Origin of the sequence: Parabacteroides timonensis (assembly GCF_900128505.1) — a bacterium.
GTDB classification, from domain to species: domain Bacteria; phylum Bacteroidota; class Bacteroidia; order Bacteroidales; family Tannerellaceae; genus Parabacteroides; species Parabacteroides timonensis.
Genome location: NZ_LT669940.1, coordinates 607,514 through 633,610, shown reverse-complemented (window position 1 = coordinate 633,610; position 26,097 = coordinate 607,514). Strand labels below are relative to the sequence as shown.

The following is a 26,097-nucleotide window of genomic DNA, read 5'->3' as shown; positions in this document are numbered from 1 at the left end:
TTCTTTTAGAATGTTAGATTAACACCGAAATTAAATGTTTTCATTTGGGGATAATAGCGGAACATACCATCTTTGTTTTCCGGGTCCATATACTTCATTATACCAGTGCGACTGGTTATTGTAGCAGTGTTAAAGCTATTCACGTATATACGCAAATTCTCAATACCAGCCTTTTGCATCCATCTTTTCGGGAAAGTATAGCCTATCTCGACTGTTTTCAGACGTAAATAATTGGCTTTCTGTTCTGTCCAGGTATTATTGCCTGCATTGGCAGTGAAACCTGTCGGGCGAAGAGCCGGCATATAACCAGGAATCCATTCACTATACATATCGGATGGGTCTTCCCGGTGCCAGCGATCCAGCCAAAGAGTAATACCATTACCTAAACCTTGCTGAATGAACGGAGCCATAAAATCTCCGCTTGTAAATACCTCATGTCCCGCAGCACCCTGGAAGAAAAGGGTTACATCAAATCCTTTATACTCACCATAAAGATTCAAACCATAATACATACGAGGTGTATTTCCATGTCCGATAGGCTGATCGTCTTTTCCATCAATAATACCGTCATTATTCCAGTCCTGAAACTTCAAATCGCCCGGCATCAATGATTTATTACCATTACTATCCTGGATCGGTGAGTTCAATATCTCTTCGTAACTCTGGAATTGCCCGATGCAAACCTTTCCCCACTGTATATCTTTATAACGATCATTACTGTTATTTCGCCAATCGTCATACATATTTGCTGAAGCGGCACGCTCAACATGTTCATTATAAATACGGGTTGCAGAGAAGTTCGCTTTTACATCATAAGTAAAATCTCCGATCTTATGACGATGTCCCAAAACGATTTCAAAACCCTGGTTCCTATCAGAGTTCAGGTTCTCAACAGGCAGTTCCTGGCCGAACGTTGTCGGCAATGTGAGTTGACGTTTTGTTAAAAGTCCGGTTCGTTTACGAACAAAATAATCGAATTCCACATTGATCAAACCAGATAAAGCGGATGCCTCAAATCCGACATTGGTAGTCTTGGATTCATACCAGGTCAGAGCCAGGTTAGGCATACCTCTGTCTTTGGCTCCATTCGTTACTCCTCCCGATCCCAATACATAGCTTCCGGACGGATATCGGTAACCTGTTAAATATTGGTAGGCCCTGTATTTACCATCTTTCTCATCATCATCGGTATATCCGGTAACACCTTCATCACCGACTTTACCGTATGATCCTCTGATCTTGAAATTATCAACCATCGGCAATGCTTCCTTGAAAAATGCTTCTTCAGAAACACGCCATCCTAAAGATACAGCCGGGAAAAATCCCCAACGGTTATCCGGAGCAAACTTATATGAACCATCATAACGGAAACTTACTTCTGCCAGGTATTTATTATTGTATGCATAGTTAACACGTCCCACTAAACCGGCATGAGCAGAAACACGGGCTGTTCCGCCATTGTTCATATTCGTTTTATCGCCTGCATCCATCTGGTCGATCGCTCCAACGGTAAATTGACGGTATGCACTCAAAATATCAGTACGGTCATTATTGAATTCCCATAACATCAACGCACCTATATCATGCTTACCAAATGTATTTTTATAGTTCAATGCTATTTGGCCGTTTGGTCTGAAATAGTTATCATTTTGGGTGGTCAACTCCGAAATGGTATGACTTCTTGATTTATTATAGACATCGGTTGTTGCATCATAAGTATATTCGTAATATTCTTTATACCATTTACGACTATATTTATTATTATAATCGTAAGAGAACAAAGCTTTAGCAGACAGTCCTTTGACCCAGGGAAGCTGCCAGTTTAAAGCAATCGACCCATTAAATTCACGGCGATCGCGACGATCGTATCCGACATTATCTATATCCGACAAATGAATAGGATTCCCATTATCTCCCGGGTTGTTCCAATAATCCGTATTATTATTTGCATAAATAGGGAATATTGGTTTTGCCATTTGAATAGTACGGCTCAGCGGATCGGCCTCGTACGATTTCATTCGTGTATCCAAACGTCCGCTCAATTGTAAATCGACAGTAAACCCTTTTACAATTTCAGCACTGATGTTAGAACGGACGTTATATTTTTTATAATTAAATGATTTCGACTTATAGATGCCTTCCTGATCTGTCAATCCCAGAGAGAAGAAATATTTCACTTTCTCTGCACCGCCGGATACACTTAAGTTGTGATAAGTAGCCGGAGCCGTTTTACGAATCACTTCATTGTACCAATCCGTTGTTCCGATCCCTTGCCGGAAACGCTCCAGGTCATCTGAAGAATAAGGAGCTGTTATTCCTATATTCTGTTGGGCTTCGTTATATAAAGTTGCATATTCATATCCATTATAATATTCCGGATAACGAGTTATATTCTGTATGCCGACATAACCATTATAGCTGATCTTCGGCTTTCCAACTTCCCCTTTTTTAGTTGTAACAAGAATAACCCCGTTCGCCCCTTTAAACCCATAAACAGCAGCCGAAGCATCCTTCAAAATACTGATCGATTCGATATCGTTGGCATCGATTTGCTTGAAATCACGCTCTACACCGTCTACAATAACCAACGCATTACCATAACCACGGATATCGATACTGGCATCATCATCACCCGGTGCACCGCTTCTTTGTACAGCACGCAATCCAGGGAGTTTACCAGCCAGTGCATTACTTACATTAGGCGTTTTAACAGTTGCAATATCTTTAGACTGGAGAGAGGCAACCGAACCTGTTACCGAAGCGCGCTTCTGAACACCATATCCAACAACAACCACTTCATCCAGAGTCTCAGAGTCTTCTGACAATTTAATATTCAAAACAGAGGCATTCCCGACAGGAATTTCTTTTGTCGTAAAACCGATATAAGAGACAACCAGTATCGGATTTTTTTGCTGGAGGTTCAATGCAAATTGACCGTTTACATCCGATATAGTTCCATTGGTAGTACCTTTTTCTACAACGTTAGCTCCAATGACAGGATCGCCATTCTGATCGACAATGTTTCCTGTAATTATTTTGGCCTGTTGTTTGACTTCTGTTATCGCAGATGGGGAAAGAACGATATAAGATCCTTCGATTTTGTAAATCACGTTGTTATCGAATAAGTTCTTCAAGACTTCCTCCAAAGATATATTATTGGCTTCAATTGATACTTTACGGTTAACATTCACGTTTTTATTATAAATGAATAACAAATTTGTCTGGCTCTCAATATCGTTTAGTATATTTTCCAGCCTGACATTGTTTTTACTAAGTGTAATCCGTACGTTCTGTGACTTTACCATTTCTGCCTGTAAACAGATAGAGCTGGAAAAGAAGAACAAAAAGGCCATCTTTAAAATACGAGATACACATACTTTTCTTTTCTTCATGTTTGTGATAGTTTAAGAATGATATTAGATTAATTTTCACATTAGGGCATAGCTATCCCTCATTTCGATTTTTTAATCATCTCATAGGCTGTATAATTTAATGTTATTGAATACGAATTTCTTCTCCACTATCCCATTCAAAAGTAAAATGGGCATCTTGCTGCAATGCTTTCAGCACCTCTTCAATCCCATCTGAAATACGGAACTTTCCACTACATGCATAATTATCCAGACGTGAATTATCAATCGTTATACGGATACCATAATTCTTCTCCAGTTTCTTCATCAAAACTTCAAAGTCGATATCCTTAAACGCGATGACTCCGTCTTTCCAACTGTAAGGACTGAAATCGGTGATGGGAGTAACAGTCAGTTTTCCATTATCAAGTCTGACCGCATTATTTGGTTCTAACACAACTGATTCATTTGATTGAGATTTGTCGATAACTTTTACGCTTCCTCTTAAAAGGGCCGTTGAGAAATCATCTTCGCCATAAGCATCCACATTAAACTGAGTACCTAAAACTTCGACTTCACAACGTCCGGTATTCACAATAAACTTCTTATTTTCGTCCCTGGCCACGTCGAAAAAAGCTTCTCCTTTTAAATGTACTTCGCGTTTGTCACCATTAAAAGATACCGGATAAGAAAACTCAGACCGGGCATTCAACCAAAGATGGGTTCCATCAGCCAGGGTTACTTCTACCCGCTGTCCGGCAGGCACTTTAATCGTATTAAAGGCAATCTCCTGTGGGGAATTGTTTTCGAAATGGGTTGGTACATTAAAAAACAGAAGTAAAGCAATGACGGCAGCGGCGACACTCCCAACCCATTTCCAGAAAGTCACCGAGCGTTTGCGTACACGCACATCTATATTAACATCGTTAAATTGAAGCGCATCAAAGAAAGCACGCTCATGATAGAATGAATCTCTGTTCTCTTTGCATTCATTTACCCATTGACGAATTTGTGTCAGCTCGTCGTCCGTAGCCTGCCCACTAAACATCTTATGTAATAACTTTTGCTCCATTTTTTCCTGTTTCTATAATAAGGGCGAATAAAGGAGCAAATACCCTAAAAGAAAAAATGATTTTTTTTATTTATAGAAGAAGTCGAAGACAAACAGAAGGGCCGGCAGATAGTCTTTTAACTCTTTCCGCAGGGCCGCCAATGCTTTACTAACATGAAACTCAACGCTTTTCACAGAGAGATTCGTTTCCTTGGCTATCGTTTGATAACTTTTCCCTTCATAACGGCTCATGATAAAGATACGTCTTGATTTTTCAGGTAATTTATCCAGTGTTTTTTGAATAAGATCTTGTACCTCATTACTGAATAACGCTTCCGGCTCACAGGCTTCCAGGCTGGATATGCGCATTTGAAGTTCCCATTCCTTATTTGATAACAGATTTTCGGCAATATTATTCCACGTACGTTCCCTCTGTAAATAATCCAGGCATCGATTTTTAATGATGATCAATATATATAAGGGAATATCTTTCACATCATCCAGTTTGTTACGGTTCTCCCAATAGTACATCAGGCTTTCTGCAACCAGATCTTCTGCTACTTCACGATTATAGGTGTATGAATATGCAAACCGAATGTAGCGTTCACGATGATTCGCGAAAATATAATTGAATAGTTTTATGTATGCCTTCTCATCCATGATGTACGTCTATGTGGACAAAGATAAACATATTTGAAAAAAATCCTCATATATTACAACAGATGTTATTTGAATGATGTAACTACCGGACTGTTTTTAAGCTGTAAAACGGAAGGTATTAAAACAAAAAAGTATATCGGGAAACAAATACAGGTATCAAAAGTCAACCTGCCAGTTCCCGATATACTAAGTTATAAGTAGAGGATTATCCTATTGTCTGATCAAAGACATAAGCTATATTTCCTCCGGTGGAAGGTTTGGATTTGTCTTCAACAGGTTTCGCATCACCTTCTTCCGGGGTACTTAATGTTTTATTATATAATTCCTGATTACCTAAAACTTCGATAGCCTTTTCAAGTACTTCGTCATCCTTCAGGCTTTCCAGTAATTCACCTTTCTGGAAATAGTAACGCTTTATTATCTCTGAGGCCATCAGTTTCTTGATCTGGCCTTTATAAAGCTCAAAATCTCTGTCCAGGTTCGGAGTCAAGCGGGCTTCCAGTTCATTAAAGATTGTCGAGTCGCTATTCATATACCCTTCAAACTTGGCTATCTCCTTCAGATTCTTCAAAACTTTCTCGCTCTGACGATCGTAAGTGAAATTCTTTTCCTTTGCATAGTTTTTGAAAGCTTCAAAATCCTCATCCGAAACAGTAAACTCTTCAACGGGAGGGATCGTCTTATGTTTCTGTGCCCAATTCGTTACAAAGTCAAGCAACACAAAATCGGTAGCCAGGTAATACATCATAGTCGGCATTTCTTCCTCTTCTATTTCAAACTCGGGACGAACACCGCCACCATCACGTACCGGACGTCCCTTAGAGGTATAAAATACCGATGTCAGGCTATCGGGAATAGCAGCAACACTGCCGTCTGCTTTCCGATGCGTATAGTCCATTTGCTGTATACAACGGCCGCTGGGTATATAATATTTACTCATTGTGATCTTCACGCTACCATTATAAGGTAGTTCGCGTGTAGACTGAACCAATCCTTTTCCAAAAGAACGCTGTCCCACCAATACGGCACGGTCCATATCCTGTAATGAACCTGAAACGATTTCAGCAGCAGAAGCAGAGTTGCCGTTAATCAGGACAGCCATCGGCATAACCGTATCCAACGGTTCGTTAGCCGTACGATAGGTACGGTCCCACTGGCTGATCTTCCCTTTGGTCGAAACCACTTCTTTTCCTTTGGGAACAAACATACTGACAATCTGCGTCGCGCTTTCCAATAAACCGCCTCCATTATTACGTAAGTCGAGAATCAACGATTTAATCTGATGATTTTTCTTCAGGTCTTCGAAAGCGTTCTTTACTTCCTGGGCACTTTTATCGGTAAATCCTTTTAGATAGATATAACCGACACCATCACCACGCACACCGTAGTAAGTAACCTGGTCTACCAGGATTTGCTTACGCAAAAGCTCCACTTCACGCGGCTTCTTTTCATTGGGACGTTGTATCTTCAATACCATCTTTGTATTAGGTACTCCTTTCAAAAGGTTACTTACTTCATCAGATGATTTTTCTGTCACATCCACTGTATCGATAGCCAGGATACGGTCGCCGGCCTGAAGTCCGGCCAATGCTGCGGGCATGCCTTCAAACGGTTCGATAATATATACGCCACCTTCCTGGCGTCCACGGATATAAGATCCTATTCCACCGTATTCGCCGGTAGTCATCATTTTCAGCTTATCCATTTCCTGCTCCGGATAGTACTCGGTGTAAGGGTCGAGACTTCCCAACATGCTGTTGATCCCTCTACGGACTGTCTTCTCCACGTCAACGGAATCTACATAAAACATTTCAACTTCTTTTACCAGAGCATTGAAAATATCGAGGTTCTTACTCACCTCAAAGCGGTTATCTTTTTGAGCCTGTCCCGGCATAGTACTCCCGAAGAGGAGTAATAAACAAAACAAACCTATCAATCTTTCTCGTCGTATCTGCTTATACATAGAATATTTAGTTAATTAAGGATGTAAATGTATGCATAAAACACATTTCAGGATAATATCGTATCTACTTTTAACTTTATTTGTTCCCATTTATCATCCGGAATCTGGGCTCCGATCACGTCTATAATATATCCTGCCAGAAGCGAACCGATACGGGCTGATTGCTCCAAAGTGGCACCGACAGATTGGCCATAAAGGAAGCCGGCAGCAAAGTGATCGCCGGCACCGGTCGTATCGATAGGCTTACCTCCTTCTGCGGGAACAGATATAATCTGGCCGTTGCTGCCGACCAATGCACCTTCCTTGCCCAATGTAACCAAAGAAACTTCCACCATACCCGAAAGAGCTTTGACGGCTTCGTGAGCATTCAGTCCGGTAAAGGCTTCGGCTTCACTTTCGTTTGAGAAAAGAATATCGACATAGTTGGGGATTATATCATCCAATAATCCTTTGAAAGCATTGACAATATTAAAATTAGATAAATCGAGAGCTACTTTCAAGCCCAACTTTTTAGCTTTCTGCATCGTTGAACGAACCAGTTCTTCATTCACTAAAAGATAGCCTTCTATATAAATACAATTGTACTTGTTCAAGATATCTTCTTTTATCTCATCCGGTGTGATTGTAGGAGCCGGTCCCAGGAATGTACCCATAGAGCGTTCTCCATCTTTCGAGATCAACACCGTACAGCTACCGGAAATACCGGATGTTTTAATAAAGTAAGGAGCGACATTAGCATCTTTAAGCGCTTGTTCATAAAATTCACCAACCGAGTCGGTTCCTATCTTACCTATAAAACCAGCATTTGCCCCAAGGCATGCCATAGCACGCATGGTGTTACAGACTGAACCACCCGGAGCCTGGCTTCTTTCCAAACGTTCCTGTGTTTTACGGATTGCAACCATCTGTTCCTGGTTGATCATATCCATTGCTCCCTTCTTTATTCCTACTTCAGTCAGTACATCATCACTATCCAACCGCAATAAAACATCAACTAAAGCATTTCCTAAGCCTATTGTATTCATTTTTTCAATTTTTTTCTGCAAAGATATTGCATATTTCAAAAAGAACCTCTACTTTTGCAGTGCAATTTCAGAAAGGGATGCAACAAGTCCCTGAATGGTTGAAAATTCTTCCTTAGCTCAGTTGGTTAGAGCATCTGACTGTTAATCAGAGGGTCCTTGGTTCAAGTCCAAGAGGAAGAGCAAAAAGACATCGGGAAAGACTGAAAAACATATTCTTCCTTAGCTCAGTTGGTTAGAGCATCTGACTGTTAATCAGAGGGTCCTTGGTTCAAGTCCAAGAGGAAGAGCTGAAAAAGACATCGGGAAAGACTGAAAAGACATATTTTCTTCCTTAGCTCAGTTGGTTAGAGCATCTGACTGTTAATCAGAGGGTCCTTGGTTCAAGTCCAAGAGGAAGAGCGAAAAAAGAGATATCTCACTGAGGTATCTCTTTTTTTATGTAGTTTTCTTTCTGTTCCCTCGGCAGGAAACTACAGTTCCCTCCTAAGGAAACGCCAGTTCCCTGCCGAGGAAATTGCAGTTTCCTGCGCAGGGAACTAGAGTTTCCAAAGCAAGAAACTACGAGGAAACTGTAATAAGCTGTAAGTTAGACGGTAAGCCATAAAGCAAGAAATAGGAATAATACTTTCCTAAAAGCACTTACTTTATAGGTCATTTCGATACTGTTAAAACCAGATTATGCCTTCCCGATTCCAGTTCGATGACTTTGTCTCCTTTTATATAATCCGGCAGATAAAGAGTTGCCGTGCTGTTGGCAGGTACAGTTACTTCATATTTGATCTTCTTCTTGTTCCACTCCCATTTCGAAATAATCCGTCCGTAAGGAGAATTATGTTGTGCCTCAAAATGTTTCAACTCTTTTACAAAGTTGGGACGCAGTAATATATGTTTGAAACCCGGTTGTTCCGGATCGGGGAAAAGACCTCCTAACCCTTTATAGAACCATCCGCCGATCTCCCCGAACATCATATGATTATCCGAAATATCGCGTTCGGCTTTCAAGTCCCAGTTCTCCAATAAAGTTGTTGCCCCGTTGACAATCCACCAACCCCACGACGGATAAGTATCTTGCGCCGCAACTTTATAGGCAACTTCCGGATATCCGTTTTCACTCAACGCATTCAGGATCGCTTTAGCTCCCAATACACCGACATCCAAATGAAATCCTGCCTCTTCCACTTTCTTTGCCAGATTTTGTGCAACTTTAGCTATCATATTGTCGGGAACTATTTTCCATTGCAAAGGAACACTTAATTCCGTCTGGCTACCATTCGCATAGATACCAGTTTCCTTATTCAGGTATTTATCATTTACCGCATTTTTGATTTTCTCGGCTAATGCTGTATAATAGGCATAATCATCCTTTTTATCAAACAACTTAGCGGCATTCGCCAGTATCCTGGCATCCACGTAAAAATAAATAGAAGAGGTAAGTTCCTTATTGGACTGGGATTTGACCGGAACCCAATCTCCACGCCCCCAGGTAGTCAGATGGTTAGGACTTGTACGGTCTACATAATCGACATATCGCTTAATGCTCTCATAACAATCGGAGAGTGGTTTGCTATCGCCATAAAACATATATAAGTTCCAGGGGATAATGGCAATTGTACTTGTCCAGTCCAACCCGTTGTCGGTACCGTAGCCCCATCCGCCTGTCGGGATAATATCGGGGAGTACTCCGTTGGGTTGCTGTTCGTCGCGATGGTCGGCCAACCATTTCTCATAGACGGTAATTCCGTCAAAATTATACAAAGCCGTTTCAATGGCAAAATGTCCGTCTCCGGTCCATCCGTTCTTTTCACGCTGCGGACAGTCGGTCGGATAGCCCATCAAATTCGACAGGTAGGCGTTATTGGTTGCCCACCACAACTTATTGACAAGTTCGCTCGAAGTACTGATCTGTCCCACCGTAGGAACATCACTATGCATAAAGTAAGCTGTCAGGCTGTTTTGGTCAAGCGCCAACGGCTTATCGCTGGAAACTTCCACATAACGGAATCCTTTGTAGTTGAACTTCGCCATAAATTCATCATTACCACCGCTAAGGATCAGGATATCTGTCTGGAAAGGATCTTTTTCCTTATCTCCCCGATAATAAACATCAATGTTGGACATATCGATACGCCCATTATCAAAAAGCCGCTCTCCATGTTTAATCCTTACTTCCGTTCCCCTTTCTCCCGATACTTTTATCCGGGTAACTCCCGACATATTCTGACCAAAATCAAAAACGTACGTCTTTTCATCTATTTTGTTGACAGATTTCGCCGGGAGAGTCAATACATTCCGGATCGGACGGGCTTGTTGTGCCGTAACATTTTGGGAAGGGACGCCTCGATATCCTACTCCATTCCATTTAGAATCATCAAAGTCCGGAGTATTCCAACCAGTCTGTTCGAGACGTGCATCGTAATGTTCCCCGGTATAGATACTGTTGAAAACTAATGCACCCGAAGATGTTTTCCAACTAAGATCGGTAGGAATAGTTTCGATACTACCATCATTATAAGTGATACGAAGATCCATACAGAAAGCAGGTCTGTTACGCCAGGGGGCCCGGTCGAAATCCCATACGGCTTTCGATTGATGATTATACCATCCATTACCCAAAAGTACACCTATGGCATTATCCCCATTCTGAAGCAGCCCGGTCACATCGTAAGTTACATACAAGTTACGTCGATCGAAACGGGTATACAGCGGATCAAGACGATGATCTCCTATTTTCTCTCCATTGATATATAACTCATATAATCCGGCAGCGGCAATATAGGCACGTGCCGATTTTATTGTTTTACCTGCTGCAAACTTCTTACGGAAATAAGGGGCAGGTTGATAGTCCACATCTTTTCCATCGCCTATCCAGGCCCCCTGCCAGTTCCTTATATTCATCATCCCCATTTCAAAAGAGCTGACAGGTGAAGCTATTTCTTTATTTTCCAGATCGCCACCTATCACCTTCCAGTAATATTTAATAAAAGGTTCAAGCTGTTTACCCGCATAAGTAATCAACATATCTCCGGAATTTATTTTTCCGGTATCCCATATATCGGCATTTCCGTTTACAACTTTCATCGAGTCTTTATCCACCAACACACGATAAGATGTTTGTTTTGCCCCTTGCCGGCTGTCTTCCATTTTCCACGAAAGACGAGGAGCCGGATTATCAATACCTATCGGAGTTTCAAGATGGTCACTCTGCAAGTCGGTCAAACGGACAGACTGCCCGTTAGCCCCGGAATAACTAAGAAAAGTAGTAACAGTAATAAATAATATAAGCTTTTTCATTCGCTTGTCATTTTATAGTAATATCATTAATATGAATTAATAGCACATTTGCTGTCCCAAAGCTCTATATTCCGGGAAAAATGTTAGTTATAAAAATGATTTTTGATTTTATATATTTGATATTATCCGTATTGAACCGGGCTTTTTAAAAGCTCAAAAGCCATGCTTCCAAATCTTGCAGCATTTCCTTATTGTATTTGAACTCTTCTCTGCATCCCCATCCATGCCCTCCGGAAGGATAAATAAAAATCGAGGCCGGGACATTATTTTCTTTTAGTGCCAAATAATAATACACTCCGTTTTTTGTGGGCACTGTACCATCATCGTCTGAAAAGGCAATATAGGCTCTCGGTGTTTCAGCGGTTACCAGTTTTTCATTAGAGTAATGATCTTCAAGTTCTTTAGATGCATCTTTACCCAATAAATTATCATGAGAGCCTAAGTGGGAAAAAGATTTATCCATTGTTATTACAGGATAAAACAACAACTGAAACGCAGGCCTTAAATCCGATTTTATATGCGTCGCCACTGTAGAGGCCAGGTGTCCGCCAGCTGAAGAGCCCATGATCCCAACATCATTCGGATTAATATTCCAGTCTTTGGCCTTCTCTTTTACTAATCTTATAGCCTCTTCCGCATCAGAAAACGGAACTTCTCTGTTTCCTCGTGGCATACGATACTTTAAAACAACAAAAGTAATCCCCAACTTATTAAAGAAAGGAGCCCATTCATATCCTTCATGATTATAAGCTAAGCCTGCGTAAGCACCACCGGGACAAGCGATAACCGCACGTCCGGTCGCAATTTCCTTTGGAGGTAAAAATACACGCAAAGAAGGTTTGTAGTTCCGTATATTATCATCAAAAGGAGTTTGATCTATCCCGTTAGTGTTTGGTAACCCATTAGACCATAGATCTACATCAAATTCTTTTTCTGTGATTTGAGCAACAACAGGATTGCTAAAGACGAGGTATGTCCAAAGAATTAATAAAGATGCAATTATTCTCATAATATTCAAAGTTAGTTAGTTGTACAATTAATCACCACACTATTGCCTGACAGTACAAACCTAAGTACACAATCAGTATCATTTCCCTTAATGATATTCTTTTCCGAATAAAGAAAGCATTCAATAACCGCAAATTAATAAATAAAAATACTATTTACCGGTTTACTTTTTGACAAATTTGTGTCATTTATGCGCTTTTTTAATCAAAGCTCTAAGAGCCGACAGTTATAGATTAATAATTCAGCCATGATTTGAACGCACTGATCTTCTCGCGGCTTACAATGATCTTATCTTTAAAAGGCGGGATTACCTTTACAACCACTTTACCGAGGAAATAACTTTCTATTTTATGGATAGACTGCACACTTACTACCGTTTGCCGGTTAGTCCGGAAAAAACGGTCGGGATCGAGTTGTTCGCACAGTTTATCCAAAGACATATCTATAATGTATTCTTTATTCTGATGGGTAACGGCAAAAGTGATCTTATTCTCCGTGTAGAAATAAGCGATGTCATCCACTTGCAACGTAAACAACTTGTCTTCTCCCGAAATAAGGAATCGCGTCCTGTATTTCTTTGCCGGACTGGTTATATTTTGAAGTATTTGTAAAATATCCCCCTGTTTGCCGAAGTCCCTGTAATATTTAGAGACTAGTTTTTCAAACTTCTCCAATGCCTCGTTCAACCGTTCCTTATCGATAGGCTTCAACAAATAATCTATGCTGTTCACTTTGAAGGCACGGATCGCATATTCATCGTAAGCCGTTGTAAATACGATCATACATTCAGGATTTGCCTGTTCGATAAAAGAAAAAGAAACACCGTCTGTCAACTGGATATCCAGAAACAGAATATCCGGATGCGGATTATTGTTAAACCATTTCACAGCACCTTCCACATTTCCCGGCAATAACAGTATCTCCCATTCGGGACGCAACTCCGTCAACATCTTGTTCAGCAGACGGGCTGCCGGAATTTCGTCTTCAATAATAGCAGCTCTTATCTTATTCATTCAGTAATGGTATTTTAACGGTAAAACAATTCGAATCATTTTCCACGATAATATCCTGATTGTTCATCAGTTTATACCGGGAAGAGAGATTCCTGAGCCCGGTTCCCGACTTAACGACGTTCTGCTTCATCCGGATCAGATTACTTACCACCAGCATTTTCCCGTCTTCCGTAGTACTCAGATGAATGGTCATCGGTTTATCCGAATTAATTATATTGTGCTTGATCACATTCTCGGTTAATAACTGTAAAGTAAAAGACGGTATTTTCTTTTCCAGCAGAGCAGGATCGATCCTGTTATCTACGAAAAGACAATCCCCTAACCGTACTTGATGCAGGAATATGAACGATTTCAAAAAGGTTATCTCCGAACGCAAAGTAACCAGTCCCTCCTGCTGGCTTTGTAAAATATACCGGTAAACATCCGACAACCGCTGAGTAAATACCACAGCATTCTCCGGATTATATTCTATTTCCGAGATCAGCGTATTCAGGTTATTAAAGAGAAAATGCGGATTTACCTGGTTTTGCAAAGCAACATACTGTGCTTTTATCGCACTCTCCTCCAGTTTGTTCGCCTTTTCATGAAGAACGATCAGTTGCCTGTAAAAATTAGCAACCATCGTCAGGCTGACAATCACCATCTCCACCAGCCACACCACAAAGATCATCCGTACACCTGCTCCCCTCAACGCAAACGGCGAAGGAATCTCCAATAAAACCTTGACAATAGAAAACAACAGATAATTCAGCAGAAACAAAAGCCCGGCCATCAAAATACAATTAATCAACAATTGATGTTTCCCTCTTACCAGAAACTGATAGCTTCTCTTCTGCCATTCATTGATCAGCATTATACTGAACCCTAACGCATTAAAAACAAATACGACTAGCAGGAAAGCCCAGAAAGAGATCAAAAGAGTCTGATGCTGCGGAGAAATATCCGAATAAAGCACCATGAAAAAGTAAGAGAAACAGGCTAACCCTGAAAAAAGGAAGAAATTAAAATAATGATTGTATTTGTTCTGCATAATTTGATGATCTATTGTAAACACAAATGTAAGGCTTTCAAAGAAATAAAGAGGCTATCTGATATCAATTTTCAGATACCTCCTTTATAAGAAAACATATATCACGAACCTATCAGAAACAAATACCGACACGGAATCCCAGATTGTTTTGTCCGTTCATCGAATAAGTCAGTAAATCCGTCTGGTTTGTGGCGTAACTGTAATACAAGGCCACATGAAAACCGAAACGCTTGTCCGGCACAGGATAAATATTCATTCCCAGTTCAGGCGATACATAGAAACCCCACGGATTCGAATAATAACGAACTGTCGTCATATAACTGGAATTTTCCGCATACATGGCACCCAATTTCACACCCACATACGGTTTCAGATAATCATTCTGCCCGAAGCGGTAGGAAGTCGTCAGACCAAAAGGCAATTGAAAAGCCGATAACTGCTGGTCGGTCGTCAACGATTCGGTCGGCGATAATTGCAAGGTCTGCCGGTCTACGTATTTATGATTCGTATGAAAACTCAGGAATGCTCCCAATGACCAGGAAGGCGTTACATAGTATCCTGCTTCAAAATTCATTCCCCAACCGCTGATCTTATCTGCAAAATCCGTATGGATCGGAGTATTCATCTGCCAATCTACATTAAAATGCAGCTTATCTTCTATCTGTGCCTGTCCTTTCAAGCAGAAAACAGACAGTATCATCAATAATATGAATTGTTTCTTAAAAATGTATCTCATCGTTTTCATAATCTTCCGGTTTTATTATTTATTGATATAAGAGGATTGGGCAAAGGCCTGTTCGACAGCACGCAGTGTCAGTTGCATATCGATGCGCGAATTATTATACATAAGACCCGAAGCATAAGCATGCCAGATAACCGGCAGATCGACCTTCTTATTCCCATCGGTCGGTTTATCCGTTAAGTCGACCATTTCTGCAACAAATGTACCGGTGTCATAACTATAGGAAACAGGATACGGATAATACCAGTCATTCCAGAACGGTCCCCAGAAACCGGCTCCCCACCAGCCGTAACCGTAACCATACCCCGGCGAGATGATCTGCGTAGTACTTTGGGCATAGGATAACTGTAAACCGATGTCGGCCTTTTCCTTGTCATCGATCCGGGTATATCCACGGGCATCCATCTCAGTCACTACCTCATTAATGATCTTTTGGGCATTCTCGTCTTTCCAATATTGGGCCTTCAGACCACTACCGGCTAGCAGAATGCTATCAGGAAGATAATAAGAATTGAATTTGTTGAACTGAACATTGCTATCATAATTCGTATAGACAGCATAATCACTGGACAGCTTATTCAGATCCGGGTCTTTCTCGCAGGAAGAAAATAAGGCTGTCACAGCCAAAGCAAATAAAAACAACTTCTTCATACGTCTTTTAATTTTTAAGTAACAGAATTAAATCTAAACACACAACGAATGTCTCTGAAATTCATTCGATCATCTATTAACAACCAGTCCGTTCTCTTCGAACACAGGCTTATCCAAAACCTCCGGATTTACTTTTTCTTCTTCCGCGACCGGTTTACTTTCTGTCGGCACCGACCTATAATCGGCACACGTAAATGCAGCTAATAACCCCAACAATAATGTGTTTGCCATTTTTCTCAACAATTTTAATCATCCAATCATTCATTTCGATGCAAACTTATTATATAGATGTATTGTAAACTTACTTTATTTTGCCGAAACGAAACAGGAATTTTCCGAAACGTATTTTTCCGCTGCTGAAACGAAACAAGACCTTGTCGACCGTAATAAGAATTCTATATACGAAAAAAGCACTTCCGTCTACAAACCCGAAAGCACTTTCCTTACAGGACTATCTTCGCTGCATAATCATAAAACAAAAGAGTTATGAACAAAAGAGAAGTCATTTCAGCAGTAGCAAGCCGTTCGGGAGTAGATCCGGAAGATTGCATCAAAGTATTCGATACGTTCGAAGATGTTTTCAGTGAAGAAATAACCCGAAGCAAATGGAAAGGCACGGTATTCGAATACGTCTACGATATCCTGACACGTATCAAAAACAAGAAAAACAACGGAAGTATTTCGTAATCTCCTGTATCACCCAATTCAATAATCAATATGTATCGTACAATCACTTTTTTATTCCTGCTTATCTGGTCTGTATCCGTAACCGGTGGCTATGCCCAACCAATCGCAAACAACCAACCCGCACAAACTCTACGCGGAACCGTCATCGACAAAGCCTCCGGTCACCCGATGCCGGATGTGACAATTATGCTTTCGGATATGCCCGGAACAGGAACCACCACAGATGAAAAGGGGCAATTTGTATTATCCGGCATTCCAATAGGAAGACACAATGTACAGGCTACTTATTTAGGTTACGAACCCGGTATATTCCGGGAAGTCCTTGTCACTTCCGCCAAGGAGGTCTATCTGGATATCTCACTGAAAGAGAACGTTCAGGAATTAAGCGAAGTCGTTATCCGCCCGCAGATAAACAAAGAACAGCCTCTCAATAAGATGGCTGTCACCGGAGCCCGTATGCTCAGTGTGGAAGAAGCCAGCCGTTATGCCGGCGGGCTGGATGATCCGGCACGCCTGGTCAGTTCGTTTGCCGGTGTAGCTGCCAACCTTTCCAGTAATGGGATATCCATCCACGGGAATGCTCCCCATCTATTACAATGGAGGATGGAAGATGTGGAAATACCCAATCCGAATCATTTTGCCGATATTTCGATATTGGGAGGCGGTATCCTTTCTTCACTCAGTAGCCAGGTTCTGGGTAATTCCGACTTTTTCACCGGTGCATTTCCTGCGGAATACGGGAACGCGGTATCCGGGGTATTCGACATGAAACTGCGGAACGGAAATAACCGGAAAATGGAAAATACGATCCAGGCAGGCATATTAGGTCTGGATATAGCGTCCGAAGGCCCTTTAAGCAAAAAGCATCAGGCCTCCTATATATTCAACTACCGGTATTCCACGACCGGGTTATTGAACCGTATCTATCCGGGATTAGACATGGGTGGTACGCTCGATTACCAGGATCTGAATTTCAAATTCAACTTCCCGACACGTAAAGCAGGAACCTTTTCTGTTTGGGGAACCAGCCTGATCGATAAATATGAAGGTGACTTCGAAGAGAATCCGCAGGAATGGGAACATACCCGCGACAACTTCAAATCAACAGCCAAACAATATATGGCGGCCGGAGGAATCAGCCACCGCTATTTCTTTCCGAACGATGCGATGCTGAAGACGACTTTGGCCGCCACTTATTCCGAAATGAACGCAACCGAAGATTCCTATGCCGCCGATCATACCTTCACTCCGTTCACCTACCAAAAGAACAAGAACACAAACCTGATTCTAACCTCGTCTTACAACCGGAAATTCAGCGCACAGCATACCAACCAGACAGGTTTCACCTATACCCGGATGTTCTATGATATGAGAATGAACCTGGCTCCGTTTGAAACAGCCCCCTTAAACACCCTGTCCAAAGGGAAAGGACAAACCGACCTGATCTCCGTTTATACCAGTTCCGCTTTCGGGATAACCAACCAACTGTCTATAAACGCCGGTTTAAACAGCCAGATACTGACGCTCAACAATAGCTGGACGCTGGAACCACGCCTGGGAATGAAATGGACACCCACCGCCCGTACCTCACTTGCCCTAGCTTACGGCTTACATAGCCGCATGGAAAAGATGGATGTCTATTTCGTCAACTCCAAAAGTACCGGCGAGGAATTGATTAATAAGGATCTCGATTTCACGAAAGCCCATCACCTGATGCTGACACTCGGTTATAAATTATCTGACAATTTGCTTCTCAAAGTCGAGCCTTATGTCCAGTTCCTGTACGATGTTCCGGTCATTGCCGACAGTTCCTATTCCGTCCTCAACCGGAGAGAGTTTTATGTGGAAGAAGCACTGGTGAACAAGGGAAAAGGACGTAATATCGGAGTAGACATCACACTGGAGAAGTATCTGAGCAGGGGATTATATTATCTGATAACGGCATCTGTTTTTGATTCCAAATACAAAGGTGGCGACGGTGTCTGGCATGATACCCGCTTCAACCGCCGGTATATACTCAATACTTTGATCGGAAAGGAATGGATGCTAGGGAAAAACAAACAGAATATCCTGAGTGCCAATGCAAAATTCACCCTGCAGGGAGGAGAACGTTATTCTCCCCTCGATACGGAAGCCAGTCTGGCTCATCCGGATAAGGAAGCGCAATATGACGAGACACACGCCTATTCGCAACAATATCCGGTCATGTTCATCGCCAACTTCACCGTCAGCTATAAAATAAACAAAAAGAAAGTAGCGCATGAGTTTGCCATCAAAGCACTAAATGTAACAGGTACAGAAGAATATTACGGCTATCATTACAACCTGAAATCCGGTGTAATGGAACGGAACGGCCAAAGTATTCCTATCAGTAATATCAGTTATAAACTAGAATTTTAACTGTTTTACCGACTGGTAACAAATAAAATAGTAATTTCGGACACTTAAAGAGGATGCCGCTATATGACAGACAACCCTATTAATAAACAAACTTTCCTGTATCAGTTTCTGGTCAGTTCCAGATACAGAATAGCGCGTCATATCCTGTTGCTCGTGGCAGTAGCGGCAGTATCACTCAACCAGAACATCTATACATACGGAGCAAGAGTTGAGTTGTTGGATAATTATGTTTACCTGGCAGGTTTCAGTACACTGATTTCCTATGTTATAGTCGGTTATCTCCATCTCTATCTGCTCGTACCCAGATTATTGCTAAAAAAGAGGTATCTGACTTATATCATTTATTCCGCCAGTTCCATCTTACTGCTTATATTGATACGGTATGTGCAGGAATACTGGATATTTACTTCATCCGGTATTCCTCCTATCAGGAGTTCTTATTTCAATATGGTCAGTATCCTGGATAGTTTGTCGGACTTCATGCTGAACATGATCTGCATCACCGGTATCTCCATGACCGTATTACTAAGACATTGGATGATAGAGAACCAACGGGTAAACCTACTGGAGAAGAAACAGATACAGTCGGAAGTGGATAACCTGAAAGAACAGGTGAATCCATCGTTACTATTCAATACATTAAACCGGACTGCCGTGTTATCGAAAAGCGAACCGGAGAAAGCGGCGGATATGGTGTTACGGTTAAGCCAGTTATTACGTTACCAGCTGTATGATGGGGCACGCGATAAGGTATTATTAAATTCTGAAATCACTTTTCTGAATAATTACCTGGCATTGGAGAAGTTCTATTCCGACTCATTCGATTATCGGATTGTATCGGAGACGGAACTGACGGGAGTGCTTATTCCTCCCCTCCTGCTTGTACCGATCATTCAATATGCTTTGAAAAGAACCGGGAAGCAAACAAGCCGTCCATCTATACTCTTGCAGGCAAGCCGGGAAGGGCAGCAGATTTCTATTATCTGCCGGTTCGACGAAACAGATACACCGGCTATCCAAGAGTTGGATGGCTTCAAAGCACGTCTCAACCTTCTTTATCCGGACAATTATTCATTATCCGTTACACAGGACAAAGATCAGGGAACAGGCACTATTCTATTAAAATTGAATACACATGGCAAATAATATAGATTATATAGTATCTGATTTCCTGTTAAGTCCGCGGAAAAGGATTTACAGGCATCTCCTGTTGCAACTGGTCGTTTTTTTTATCACGATCAATGTATTCTGGGATACGCCGGACGAACTGATCATTACTCCGGCACGTATCCGTTCATGGATCGGTTATTTCCTGCTCATCGACATACTCATTTATGTAAATGCTTATGTATTGGTACCGCGGTTTCTGCTCAAAGGGCGTCTGCTTCTTTACCTGATCACGGTATTTGCATTGATTCTTGTATCGATTGTGACATTAGGGTCTCTCCAAACTCTTTTCGATGATACAAGGTTCGAGGACCTGCCTTCCAGCCAGTCGGTAATCTGGTTAAATATCCTGTCTTCAACAATATCCACAGGCTTGTTGGTTGCCGGTTCTTCTGCCATGATGCTCTTTAAACATTGGATCAGCAACAATCAACGTGTCAGCGAACTGGAAGCTGCCACCCTGCAATCGGAGTTGAAATTCCTGAAAAGTCAGATCAATCCTCACTTCCTGTTTAATATGTTGAACAATGTATATGTACTGATCAGGAAAGGACGTGACGAAGCAGCAGATGTATTGTTCAAATTGGAAGACCTGTTGCGTTACCAGTTCAACGACAGTGCCCAAGACAGGATACAACTCAGTTCTGACATCCGTTTTATGAGTGATTTCCTGAATCTGGAGAAGATACGCCGGGATAAGTTCAATTATACGATTTCCAAAGAGGGCGATATCAACAGTGTATGGTTACCGCCTCTGTTGTTCATCCCTTTTGTAGAAAATGCAGTCAAACATAATACGGACGGGGAGAATGCTTCGTTTGTATATCTTTCTTTTAATGTGCAGGATAACCGGTTGACCTTCCGGTGTGAAAACTCGAAACCTGCCGAAGAGGAAGAAAAAGACAACCGTATCGGCGGACTGGGCCTGAAGAACATCAGGCGACGATTGGATTTACTGTATCCCGACCGCCATTCGCTAAAGATCATAGAAGATAAACAAAGTTACACCGTTAATTTATACCTGGACTTATGAACTGTATCATTGTAGACGACGAACCTCTGGCCCGTGAAGCGGTAGAGATGCTGATAAATGAAACCGGAGGACTGACACTGGCCGGTAGTTTCAACAATGCCACTTCGGCTGCACGGTTTATAGAAGAGCATCCGGTCGACCTGATATTTCTGGATATCCGCATGCCCAAAGTGACCGGACTGGAGTTCGCCCGTACCATTCCTAAAAGCACTCTCGTGATATTCACTACAGCTTATGCAGAATATGCAATCGACAGTTACGAAGTGGATGCCGTCGATTACCTGGTGAAACCGATTGTCTCCGAAAGATTCCAAAAAGCAGTAGAGAAAGCCAAATCATATCATGCGCTTCTGTTGACGGAAGAAAAGGAAAATATCGAAAACGTGGAGAGCGAATTCATGTTTGTCAAGTCCGAACGCCGTTTCTTCAAAGTCAATTTTAAGGATATATTATTCATCGAGGGGTTAAAAGATTATGTAATCATTCAACTTCCCGATCAGCGCATCATCACCAAAACCAGCATGAAAGCGATGCACGAACTACTCCCCAAAGTATTCCTGCGGGTAAACCGTTCTTACATCGTCAACACCCAACAAATAGCCTCTTTCGACAATAACGATATCTACATCGACAAATACGAAATAGCCATCGGCAACAATTACCGCGATATCTTCTTTGATGAATTTGTTGCAAAAATGGGAAAGTTGTAAATCGAAGCTTTGAAGTCACAAATTGTGACTTCAAAAATATGAAAACATTTAAATAAGCTGCAAGGAAGAAATCCGCTTACTGATATCCCTTAGCGCCATATCCAAAGTGGATAATTCATCATCAGTAAAACGGCATATCCTACCATGTATCTTATTTCCGTTCAAACGTTGATAAAACCAGGAAGAAGATTTCCCGAAATAATCTTTTGAGAGTTTGGAAATCGACAAGTAAGGCAATACAGGCTCTAGCTTTTCACGTATTGCCAGTTGCTCCTTTATGTCGACAGCCTCTCTATGAATATTATCAAAATCTTTTTGTACACCAGTTGTCAACTGTTCGAGTTCTTCCTCAGTCATACCATCCAGCAATTCCGATATCTGCTTATCGATAACGGTACGATGGGCTTCGGAACTCTGTTTCCAAAGCTCTTTTAATTCAAAAAAACGAGTTTCTTTGTCCATCTTTTCATTTTTACAAATTATACAAAAGAAAGGAAACCCCTCCTCTGGCCATGAGGAGGAGTACCTTTCTGGTTAAAGATACTTTCCAAGTTCTTTTAACTCTCGCTCCAGTCGCCTGATTTCTCTGTCAACCACCGCTTTCATGTTTTTACTTCTCGAAGTAAGTTCATGATACTTGCGAAGATAAAAAAGGAGGTCTTTTTCCACCTCTTCTACCCGGGCTTTTAGCCCATCGTCACTATGCATAGAACGTGTGTCTTAACGACAACACAAAGATAACAAAAATATTATCACGAGGGTTCTTCTTGATAATATTTTTGTTATCGCCATACTTCTTTTCAAGACAAACATGTAACAGAACATATAAGAACCAGTCTTCCACTGGGGTATCACAAATTGTGATACCCTCTCTAAAAGAAAAATAAAGTATTATCTTTGCACCATGGGAAAAAATAAGTTAGCAAAGTTTGACGATATGGCGGAATATCCGCATGTTTTCCAGTATCCGTTTGCCGTTCTGCAAGAGAAAGGATTTGAGTTGAAAGGACACTGGCACAAGGAGTTTTTCAAGAATGACAATCCGATCGTACTTGAATTGGGTTGCGGTAAAGGTGAATATACAGTGGGACTGGCACGGTTGTTTCCCGATAAGAACTTTATCGGCGTAGACATCAAAGGTGCACGCATGTGGACCGGAGCCAAAGACTCTTATGAATCGGGAATGACCAACGTTGCTTTCCTCCGGACCAGCATTGAACTGATCTCTCATTTTTTTGCAGCCGGTGAGGTTGCCGAAATATGGCTAACCTTCCCCGACCCACAGATGAAAAAGGTCAACAAGCGCCTGACATCCACTCGCTTCATGAAGATGTACCGCGAAATACTGTCCGGCGACGGCATTATCCACCTCAAGACCGACAGCAATTTCATGTACACGTACACCTGCGAAATGGTGAAAGCCAACAAATATCCCGTATTGTTCAGTCACAACGACCTGTATCATTCGGACCTGGTAGACGATATCCTGTCTATCAAAACCTATTACGAACAGCAATGGCTCGACCGCGGACTGAACATCAAATACATCAAGTTTGTTTGTGAGGAAAGAGATGAACTGATCGAACCGGATGTAGAGATCGAACTCGATCCTTACCGCAGTTTCAACCGGAGCAAGCGCAGTGCACTGGCTTCCGGCAAATAAGACAACCAATTATACAATATATATTATGGCTATATATCCTAAACTAATCATGGACGCACTAGCCAAAGTGCGTTACCCGGGGACAGGGAAAGACCTTGTCGAAATGGGCATGGTAGAAGACAACATACGGATCGACGGCAATAAGGTTAGTTTCTCACTCCTTTTCGAGAAACCTAACGATCCGTTTATCAAATCAGTCGTAAAGGCTGCCGAAACAGCTATCCTTACCTATGTAGGTGAAGAGGTCGACATCAAAGGAAACATCGAAGTGCTGGCACGTCAGGCAGCACGTCCCGAACCGGACAAACTGCTTCCGCAGGTAAAAAATATCATTGCCGTATCTTCCGGAAAGGGAGGTGTGGGTAAAAGTACGGTTGCCGCCAACCTGGCTGTTGCGCTCGCCGGTCTCGGTTATAAAGTAGGTTTGCTGGATGCCGATATTTTCGGTCCTTCGCAACCCAAAATGTTCAATGTAGAGGACGCCCGTCCTTATATGGAAGAGGTTGACGGACGCGATTTGATCCAGCCGGCAGAAAACTACGGAGTCAAGCTGCTGTCGATCGGTTTCTTCGTGAATAAAGAAGACGCCGTTCTATGGCGCGGTGCTATGGCAAGCAATGCCTTGAAGCAGTTGATCGGCGATGCCAACTGGGGCGACCTCGATTATTTCCTGATCGACCTGCCACCGGGAACAAGTGATATTCACCTGACAATGGTACAGACACTGGCTATCACCGGTGCTATCGTTGTCAGCACACCGCAGGAAGTTGCCCTGGCCGATGCCCGCAAAGGTATCAGCATGTTTACCGGCGAAAAAATCAATGTCCCGGTACTGGGACTGGTCGAAAATATGGCCTGGTTCACTCCAGCCGAACTCCCGGAAAACAAATATTACCTGTTCGGTAAAGAAGGAGCCAAACGTCTGGCAGAAGAACTGAATGTTCCCCTGTTAGGACAAATACCTATTGTACAAAGTATCTGTGAGGGAGGCGACAACGGTACACCTGTTGCCTTGAACCCCGATACGATCACCGGAGCCGCTTTCCGCGACCTGGCAGAGAACGTAGTCGAACAAGTTCATATCCGCAACGAACAGCAAGCCCCGACACAACGAGTGCAAGTATCCAAACATTAAACATAGAGAAAAGGTAACGGTGACAATTCATCCTTACCTTTTCTTTTTTACTCTTTTCTTAAAATATTGATAAAGCCATCCTCAATCTGCAATTGATAAAAAATGTAAAACATTCCACTCTTCTCGTTTCTTTTAATACTTTTATCGCATTTGTGTAAATATTCGAAATTCATGATAACACGTAGAACCTTTATCAAAAAAAGTATGATAAGCACAGCAGCCATTACTTTGGGTGGTCTGACTTTAAGTAAAAATAGCTATGGACGTGTAGTTGGTGCCAATGATAAGATACGGGTAGGCATTATTGGCTTTTCCGATCGTTCACGTTATTCCCTGATCCCATCTTTCCAGGCCTGTGCCGAAGAATTAGGTTTTGAGATTGTAGCTGTTTCCGATTTATGGAGTTTACGCAGAGCTGAGGCCGAGAAGTTTTTTTACGAAAAATACGGTCTAAAAGTAAAGACATTCAGAAATAATGAAGAGTTGTATGACGCACATATCTGTGATGCAGTAATTATAGCCACAGCTGATTTCCAGCATGCTCTCCATTGCACTGAAGCAATAAAAGCCGGATGTGATGTTTATGTAGAAAAGCCTTTTGCCGAAACAATGGCTGATGCCCGTGAAGCCCGTAATGCACTCAAAGGTTCCGGACGAATTGTACAGATCGGTTCACAACGTCGTTCCGCCCCCAATTATCATGCTGCTAATACTTTTATACGTTCCGGCCAATTCGGACAGATAACAATGGTTGAAATGACATGGAATGTGAACCAACCGGGACGTTGGCGACGCCCGGCGTTGGTAGCACGATGTATGGAAAAAGACACAGATTGGAAACGATATCTGATGAATCGCCCCTATGAAAGTTGGGATCCCCGTAAATATCTGGAATACCGTTTGTTCTGGCCTTACTCGTCTGGAATTCCCGGACAATGGATGGCGCATCAGATCGATACAGTACATTGGTTTTCAGGGCACGATCATCCACGGAGTGTGACCGCTAACGGAGGTATTTACCAATGGAAAGACGGACGCAGTAATTATGACACGATGACAGCTGTATTTGATTATGGGAATGAAGACGGCTCAAATGCTTTCCAGGTGCTTTATTCTTCCCGGATGCATAATAGTGCCGGAGGAATTAAAGAACTTTATTTTTCAAACGGTGGAACATTAAACTTAGAAACGAACAAAGTGACCTCCGAAGGAGGTTTAACTCAACGTTCGGCAGCAGAAATGAATATGAATGCGAACTTGATTGAAGGCTATGATTTACCATCTGTACAAATTGCAACTGGTTCCAATACCGGATCGGATCCTATGACCAATCTGCATATGCGAAATTGGATGGAATGCGTCAAAAACCGTAAACAACCGAATGCTCCCCTAGAAGCAGGCTATAACCATTCTATCGCTAATATCATGTGTACAGCAGCTCTTCGCACAGGAGAAAAAGTGACTTTTGATGCCGATCGCCAGGAAGTTTTAGCCGGAAAGAATATTTTTCACATGTAG

20 protein-coding genes, 3 tRNA genes and 1 pseudogene are annotated in these 26,097 nt (G+C 42.0%); 11 read left to right on the top strand and 13 right to left on the bottom strand.

Features of this window, described 5'->3' with window-relative positions:
• Positions 1-5 precede the first annotated feature (5 nt).
• From BQ7394_RS03240 to BQ7394_RS03220, 5 genes are all read right to left on the bottom strand, one after another.
• Entirely contained in the window at positions 6-3,392 is a 3,387-nt protein-coding gene (locus tag BQ7394_RS03240) for a TonB-dependent receptor (RefSeq protein WP_075556058.1), read from the bottom strand.
• 103 nt (positions 3,393-3,495) lie between these two features.
• Positions 3,496-4,422: a FecR family protein gene (locus BQ7394_RS03235; protein ID WP_075556057.1), complete on the bottom strand. Its 927-nt coding sequence runs from the start codon at positions 4,420-4,422 to the stop codon at positions 3,496-3,498.
• Positions 4,423-4,488: 66 nt separating this feature from the next.
• Entirely contained in the window at positions 4,489-5,061 is a 573-nt protein-coding gene (locus tag BQ7394_RS03230; protein ID WP_075556056.1) for an RNA polymerase sigma-70 factor, read from the bottom strand.
• A gap of 205 nt (positions 5,062-5,266) precedes the next feature.
• On the bottom strand, positions 5,267-7,024 hold the full coding sequence (locus tag BQ7394_RS03225; RefSeq protein ID WP_075556055.1) for a S41 family peptidase: 1,758 nt from the start codon (positions 7,022-7,024) through the stop codon (positions 5,267-5,269).
• 47 nt (positions 7,025-7,071) lie between these two features.
• Positions 7,072-8,049, bottom strand: coding sequence for an adenosine kinase (locus tag BQ7394_RS03220; protein ID WP_075556054.1), 978 nt, complete (start codon positions 8,047-8,049; stop codon positions 7,072-7,074).
• A gap of 106 nt (positions 8,050-8,155) precedes the next feature.
• Between BQ7394_RS03220 and BQ7394_RS03215 the strand changes: the two genes are divergently transcribed.
• The 3 genes from BQ7394_RS03215 to BQ7394_RS03205 all read left to right on the top strand — a co-directional run bounded on the left by BQ7394_RS03215 (position 8,156) and on the right by BQ7394_RS03205 (position 8,448).
• Positions 8,156-8,229: transfer RNA gene (locus BQ7394_RS03215), tRNA-Asn, on the top strand.
• A gap of 33 nt (positions 8,230-8,262) precedes the next feature.
• Positions 8,263-8,336 (top strand) — tRNA-Asn (locus BQ7394_RS03210).
• 38 nt (positions 8,337-8,374) lie between these two features.
• A tRNA-Asn gene (locus tag BQ7394_RS03205) sits at positions 8,375-8,448 on the top strand.
• A 252-nt stretch (positions 8,449-8,700) separates the two neighbouring features.
• Here BQ7394_RS03205 and BQ7394_RS03200 read toward each other — a convergent pair.
• The 7 genes and pseudogenes from BQ7394_RS03200 to BQ7394_RS25935 all read right to left on the bottom strand — a co-directional run bounded on the left by BQ7394_RS03200 (position 8,701) and on the right by BQ7394_RS25935 (position 16,015).
• The gene (locus BQ7394_RS03200; RefSeq protein WP_075556053.1) at positions 8,701-11,340 is read right to left on the bottom strand and encodes a glycoside hydrolase family 78 protein; all 2,640 of its coding nucleotides are present in this window, start codon (positions 11,338-11,340) and stop codon (positions 8,701-8,703) included.
• Between the two features lie 148 nt (positions 11,341-11,488).
• A pseudogene (locus tag BQ7394_RS03195) lies at positions 11,489-12,349 on the bottom strand (alpha/beta hydrolase); the annotation flags it as partial.
• A 232-nt stretch (positions 12,350-12,581) separates the two neighbouring features.
• Positions 12,582-13,361 (bottom strand): LytR/AlgR family response regulator transcription factor, encoded by a 780-nt coding sequence (locus BQ7394_RS03190; protein ID WP_075556051.1) that lies wholly within the window; start codon positions 13,359-13,361, stop codon positions 12,582-12,584.
• The gene (locus tag BQ7394_RS03185) at positions 13,354-14,391 is read right to left on the bottom strand and encodes a sensor histidine kinase (protein WP_075556050.1); all 1,038 of its coding nucleotides are present in this window, start codon (positions 14,389-14,391) and stop codon (positions 13,354-13,356) included. The genes BQ7394_RS03190 and BQ7394_RS03185 overlap by 8 nt, the downstream gene beginning before the upstream one ends.
• Positions 14,392-14,503: 112 nt before the next feature.
• Complete coding sequence (locus BQ7394_RS03180; protein WP_075556049.1) at positions 14,504-15,136, bottom strand: outer membrane beta-barrel protein; 633 nt, start codon at positions 15,134-15,136, stop codon at positions 14,504-14,506.
• 15 nt (positions 15,137-15,151) lie between these two features.
• Complete coding sequence (locus tag BQ7394_RS03175) at positions 15,152-15,784, bottom strand: DUF4136 domain-containing protein (RefSeq protein ID WP_075556048.1); 633 nt, start codon at positions 15,782-15,784, stop codon at positions 15,152-15,154.
• Positions 15,785-15,853: 69 nt separating this feature from the next.
• Entirely contained in the window at positions 15,854-16,015 is a 162-nt protein-coding gene (locus BQ7394_RS25935; RefSeq protein WP_167369466.1) for a hypothetical protein, read from the bottom strand.
• Between the two features lie 255 nt (positions 16,016-16,270).
• Here BQ7394_RS25935 and BQ7394_RS03170 point away from each other — a divergent pair, with 255 nt between their 5' ends.
• The 5 genes from BQ7394_RS03170 to BQ7394_RS03150 all read left to right on the top strand — a co-directional run bounded on the left by BQ7394_RS03170 (position 16,271) and on the right by BQ7394_RS03150 (position 21,781).
• Complete coding sequence (locus BQ7394_RS03170; RefSeq protein WP_075556047.1) at positions 16,271-16,471, top strand: HU family DNA-binding protein; 201 nt, start codon at positions 16,271-16,273, stop codon at positions 16,469-16,471.
• 30 nt (positions 16,472-16,501) lie between these two features.
• Positions 16,502-18,871, top strand: a complete 2,370-nt coding sequence (locus BQ7394_RS03165) for a TonB-dependent receptor (protein WP_075556046.1) — start codon at positions 16,502-16,504, stop codon at positions 18,869-18,871.
• A 63-nt stretch (positions 18,872-18,934) separates the two neighbouring features.
• Positions 18,935-20,017: a sensor histidine kinase gene (locus BQ7394_RS03160; protein ID WP_075556045.1), complete on the top strand. Its 1,083-nt coding sequence runs from the start codon at positions 18,935-18,937 to the stop codon at positions 20,015-20,017.
• Positions 20,007-21,071: a sensor histidine kinase gene (locus tag BQ7394_RS03155; protein WP_075556044.1), complete on the top strand. Its 1,065-nt coding sequence runs from the start codon at positions 20,007-20,009 to the stop codon at positions 21,069-21,071. Before BQ7394_RS03160 ends, BQ7394_RS03155 begins: the two co-directional genes overlap by 11 nt.
• Positions 21,068-21,781 carry a LytR/AlgR family response regulator transcription factor gene (locus BQ7394_RS03150; protein WP_075556043.1) on the top strand — a complete coding sequence of 238 codons (714 nt, stop codon included), beginning with the start codon at positions 21,068-21,070 and terminating at the stop codon, positions 21,779-21,781. Before BQ7394_RS03155 ends, BQ7394_RS03150 begins: the two co-directional genes overlap by 4 nt.
• A 48-nt stretch (positions 21,782-21,829) precedes the next feature.
• On the opposite strand, the gene BQ7394_RS03145 is transcribed toward BQ7394_RS03150, so the two are convergent.
• Positions 21,830-22,243, bottom strand: a complete 414-nt coding sequence (locus BQ7394_RS03145; protein ID WP_075556042.1) for a DUF5053 domain-containing protein — start codon at positions 22,241-22,243, stop codon at positions 21,830-21,832.
• A gap of 442 nt (positions 22,244-22,685) precedes the next feature.
• Here BQ7394_RS03145 and trmB point away from each other — a divergent pair, with 442 nt between their 5' ends.
• The 3 genes from trmB to BQ7394_RS03130 all read left to right on the top strand — a co-directional run bounded on the left by trmB (position 22,686) and on the right by BQ7394_RS03130 (position 26,097).
• Complete coding sequence (gene trmB / locus BQ7394_RS03140; protein WP_075556041.1) at positions 22,686-23,444, top strand: tRNA (guanosine(46)-N7)-methyltransferase TrmB; 759 nt, start codon at positions 22,686-22,688, stop codon at positions 23,442-23,444.
• A 25-nt stretch (positions 23,445-23,469) separates the two neighbouring features.
• Positions 23,470-24,579, top strand: coding sequence for an Mrp/NBP35 family ATP-binding protein (locus tag BQ7394_RS03135; RefSeq protein ID WP_075556040.1), 1,110 nt, complete (start codon positions 23,470-23,472; stop codon positions 24,577-24,579).
• 204 nt (positions 24,580-24,783) lie between these two features.
• Positions 24,784-26,097: a Gfo/Idh/MocA family protein gene (locus BQ7394_RS03130; protein ID WP_235848659.1), complete on the top strand. Its 1,314-nt coding sequence runs from the start codon at positions 24,784-24,786 to the stop codon at positions 26,095-26,097.

Bases quoted from the DNA above. Each gene is read 5' to 3' on its own strand.
- BQ7394_RS03240 (WP_075556058.1), bottom strand. From the start codon at position 3,392: ATGAAGAAAAGAAAAGTATGTGTATCTCGTATTTTAAAGATGGCCTTT.
- BQ7394_RS03235 (WP_075556057.1), bottom strand. From the start codon at position 4,422: ATGGAGCAAAAGTTATTACATAAGATGTTTAGTGGGCAGGCTACGGAC.
- BQ7394_RS03230 (WP_075556056.1), bottom strand. From the start codon at position 5,061: ATGGATGAGAAGGCATACATAAAACTATTCAATTATATTTTCGCGAAT.
- BQ7394_RS03225 (WP_075556055.1), bottom strand. From the start codon at position 7,024: ATGTATAAGCAGATACGACGAGAAAGATTGATAGGTTTGTTTTGTTTA.
- BQ7394_RS03220 (WP_075556054.1), bottom strand. From the start codon at position 8,049: ATGAATACAATAGGCTTAGGAAATGCTTTAGTTGATGTTTTATTGCGG.
- BQ7394_RS03200 (WP_075556053.1), bottom strand. From the start codon at position 11,340: ATGAAAAAGCTTATATTATTTATTACTGTTACTACTTTTCTTAGTTAT.
- BQ7394_RS03190 (WP_075556051.1), bottom strand. From the start codon at position 13,361: ATGAATAAGATAAGAGCTGCTATTATTGAAGACGAAATTCCGGCAGCC.
- BQ7394_RS03185 (WP_075556050.1), bottom strand. From the start codon at position 14,391: ATGCAGAACAAATACAATCATTATTTTAATTTCTTCCTTTTTTCAGGG.
- BQ7394_RS03180 (WP_075556049.1), bottom strand. From the start codon at position 15,136: ATGAAAACGATGAGATACATTTTTAAGAAACAATTCATATTATTGATG.
- BQ7394_RS03175 (WP_075556048.1), bottom strand. From the start codon at position 15,784: ATGAAGAAGTTGTTTTTATTTGCTTTGGCTGTGACAGCCTTATTTTCT.
- BQ7394_RS25935 (WP_167369466.1), bottom strand. From the start codon at position 16,015: ATGGCAAACACATTATTGTTGGGGTTATTAGCTGCATTTACGTGTGCC.
- BQ7394_RS03170 (WP_075556047.1), top strand. From the start codon at position 16,271: ATGAACAAAAGAGAAGTCATTTCAGCAGTAGCAAGCCGTTCGGGAGTA.
- BQ7394_RS03165 (WP_075556046.1), top strand. From the start codon at position 16,502: ATGTATCGTACAATCACTTTTTTATTCCTGCTTATCTGGTCTGTATCC.
- BQ7394_RS03160 (WP_075556045.1), top strand. From the start codon at position 18,935: ATGACAGACAACCCTATTAATAAACAAACTTTCCTGTATCAGTTTCTG.
- BQ7394_RS03155 (WP_075556044.1), top strand. From the start codon at position 20,007: ATGGCAAATAATATAGATTATATAGTATCTGATTTCCTGTTAAGTCCG.
- BQ7394_RS03150 (WP_075556043.1), top strand. From the start codon at position 21,068: ATGAACTGTATCATTGTAGACGACGAACCTCTGGCCCGTGAAGCGGTA.
- BQ7394_RS03145 (WP_075556042.1), bottom strand. From the start codon at position 22,243: ATGGACAAAGAAACTCGTTTTTTTGAATTAAAAGAGCTTTGGAAACAG.
- trmB (WP_075556041.1), top strand. From the start codon at position 22,686: ATGGGAAAAAATAAGTTAGCAAAGTTTGACGATATGGCGGAATATCCG.
- BQ7394_RS03135 (WP_075556040.1), top strand. From the start codon at position 23,470: ATGGCTATATATCCTAAACTAATCATGGACGCACTAGCCAAAGTGCGT.
- BQ7394_RS03130 (WP_235848659.1), top strand. From the start codon at position 24,784: ATGATAAGCACAGCAGCCATTACTTTGGGTGGTCTGACTTTAAGTAAA.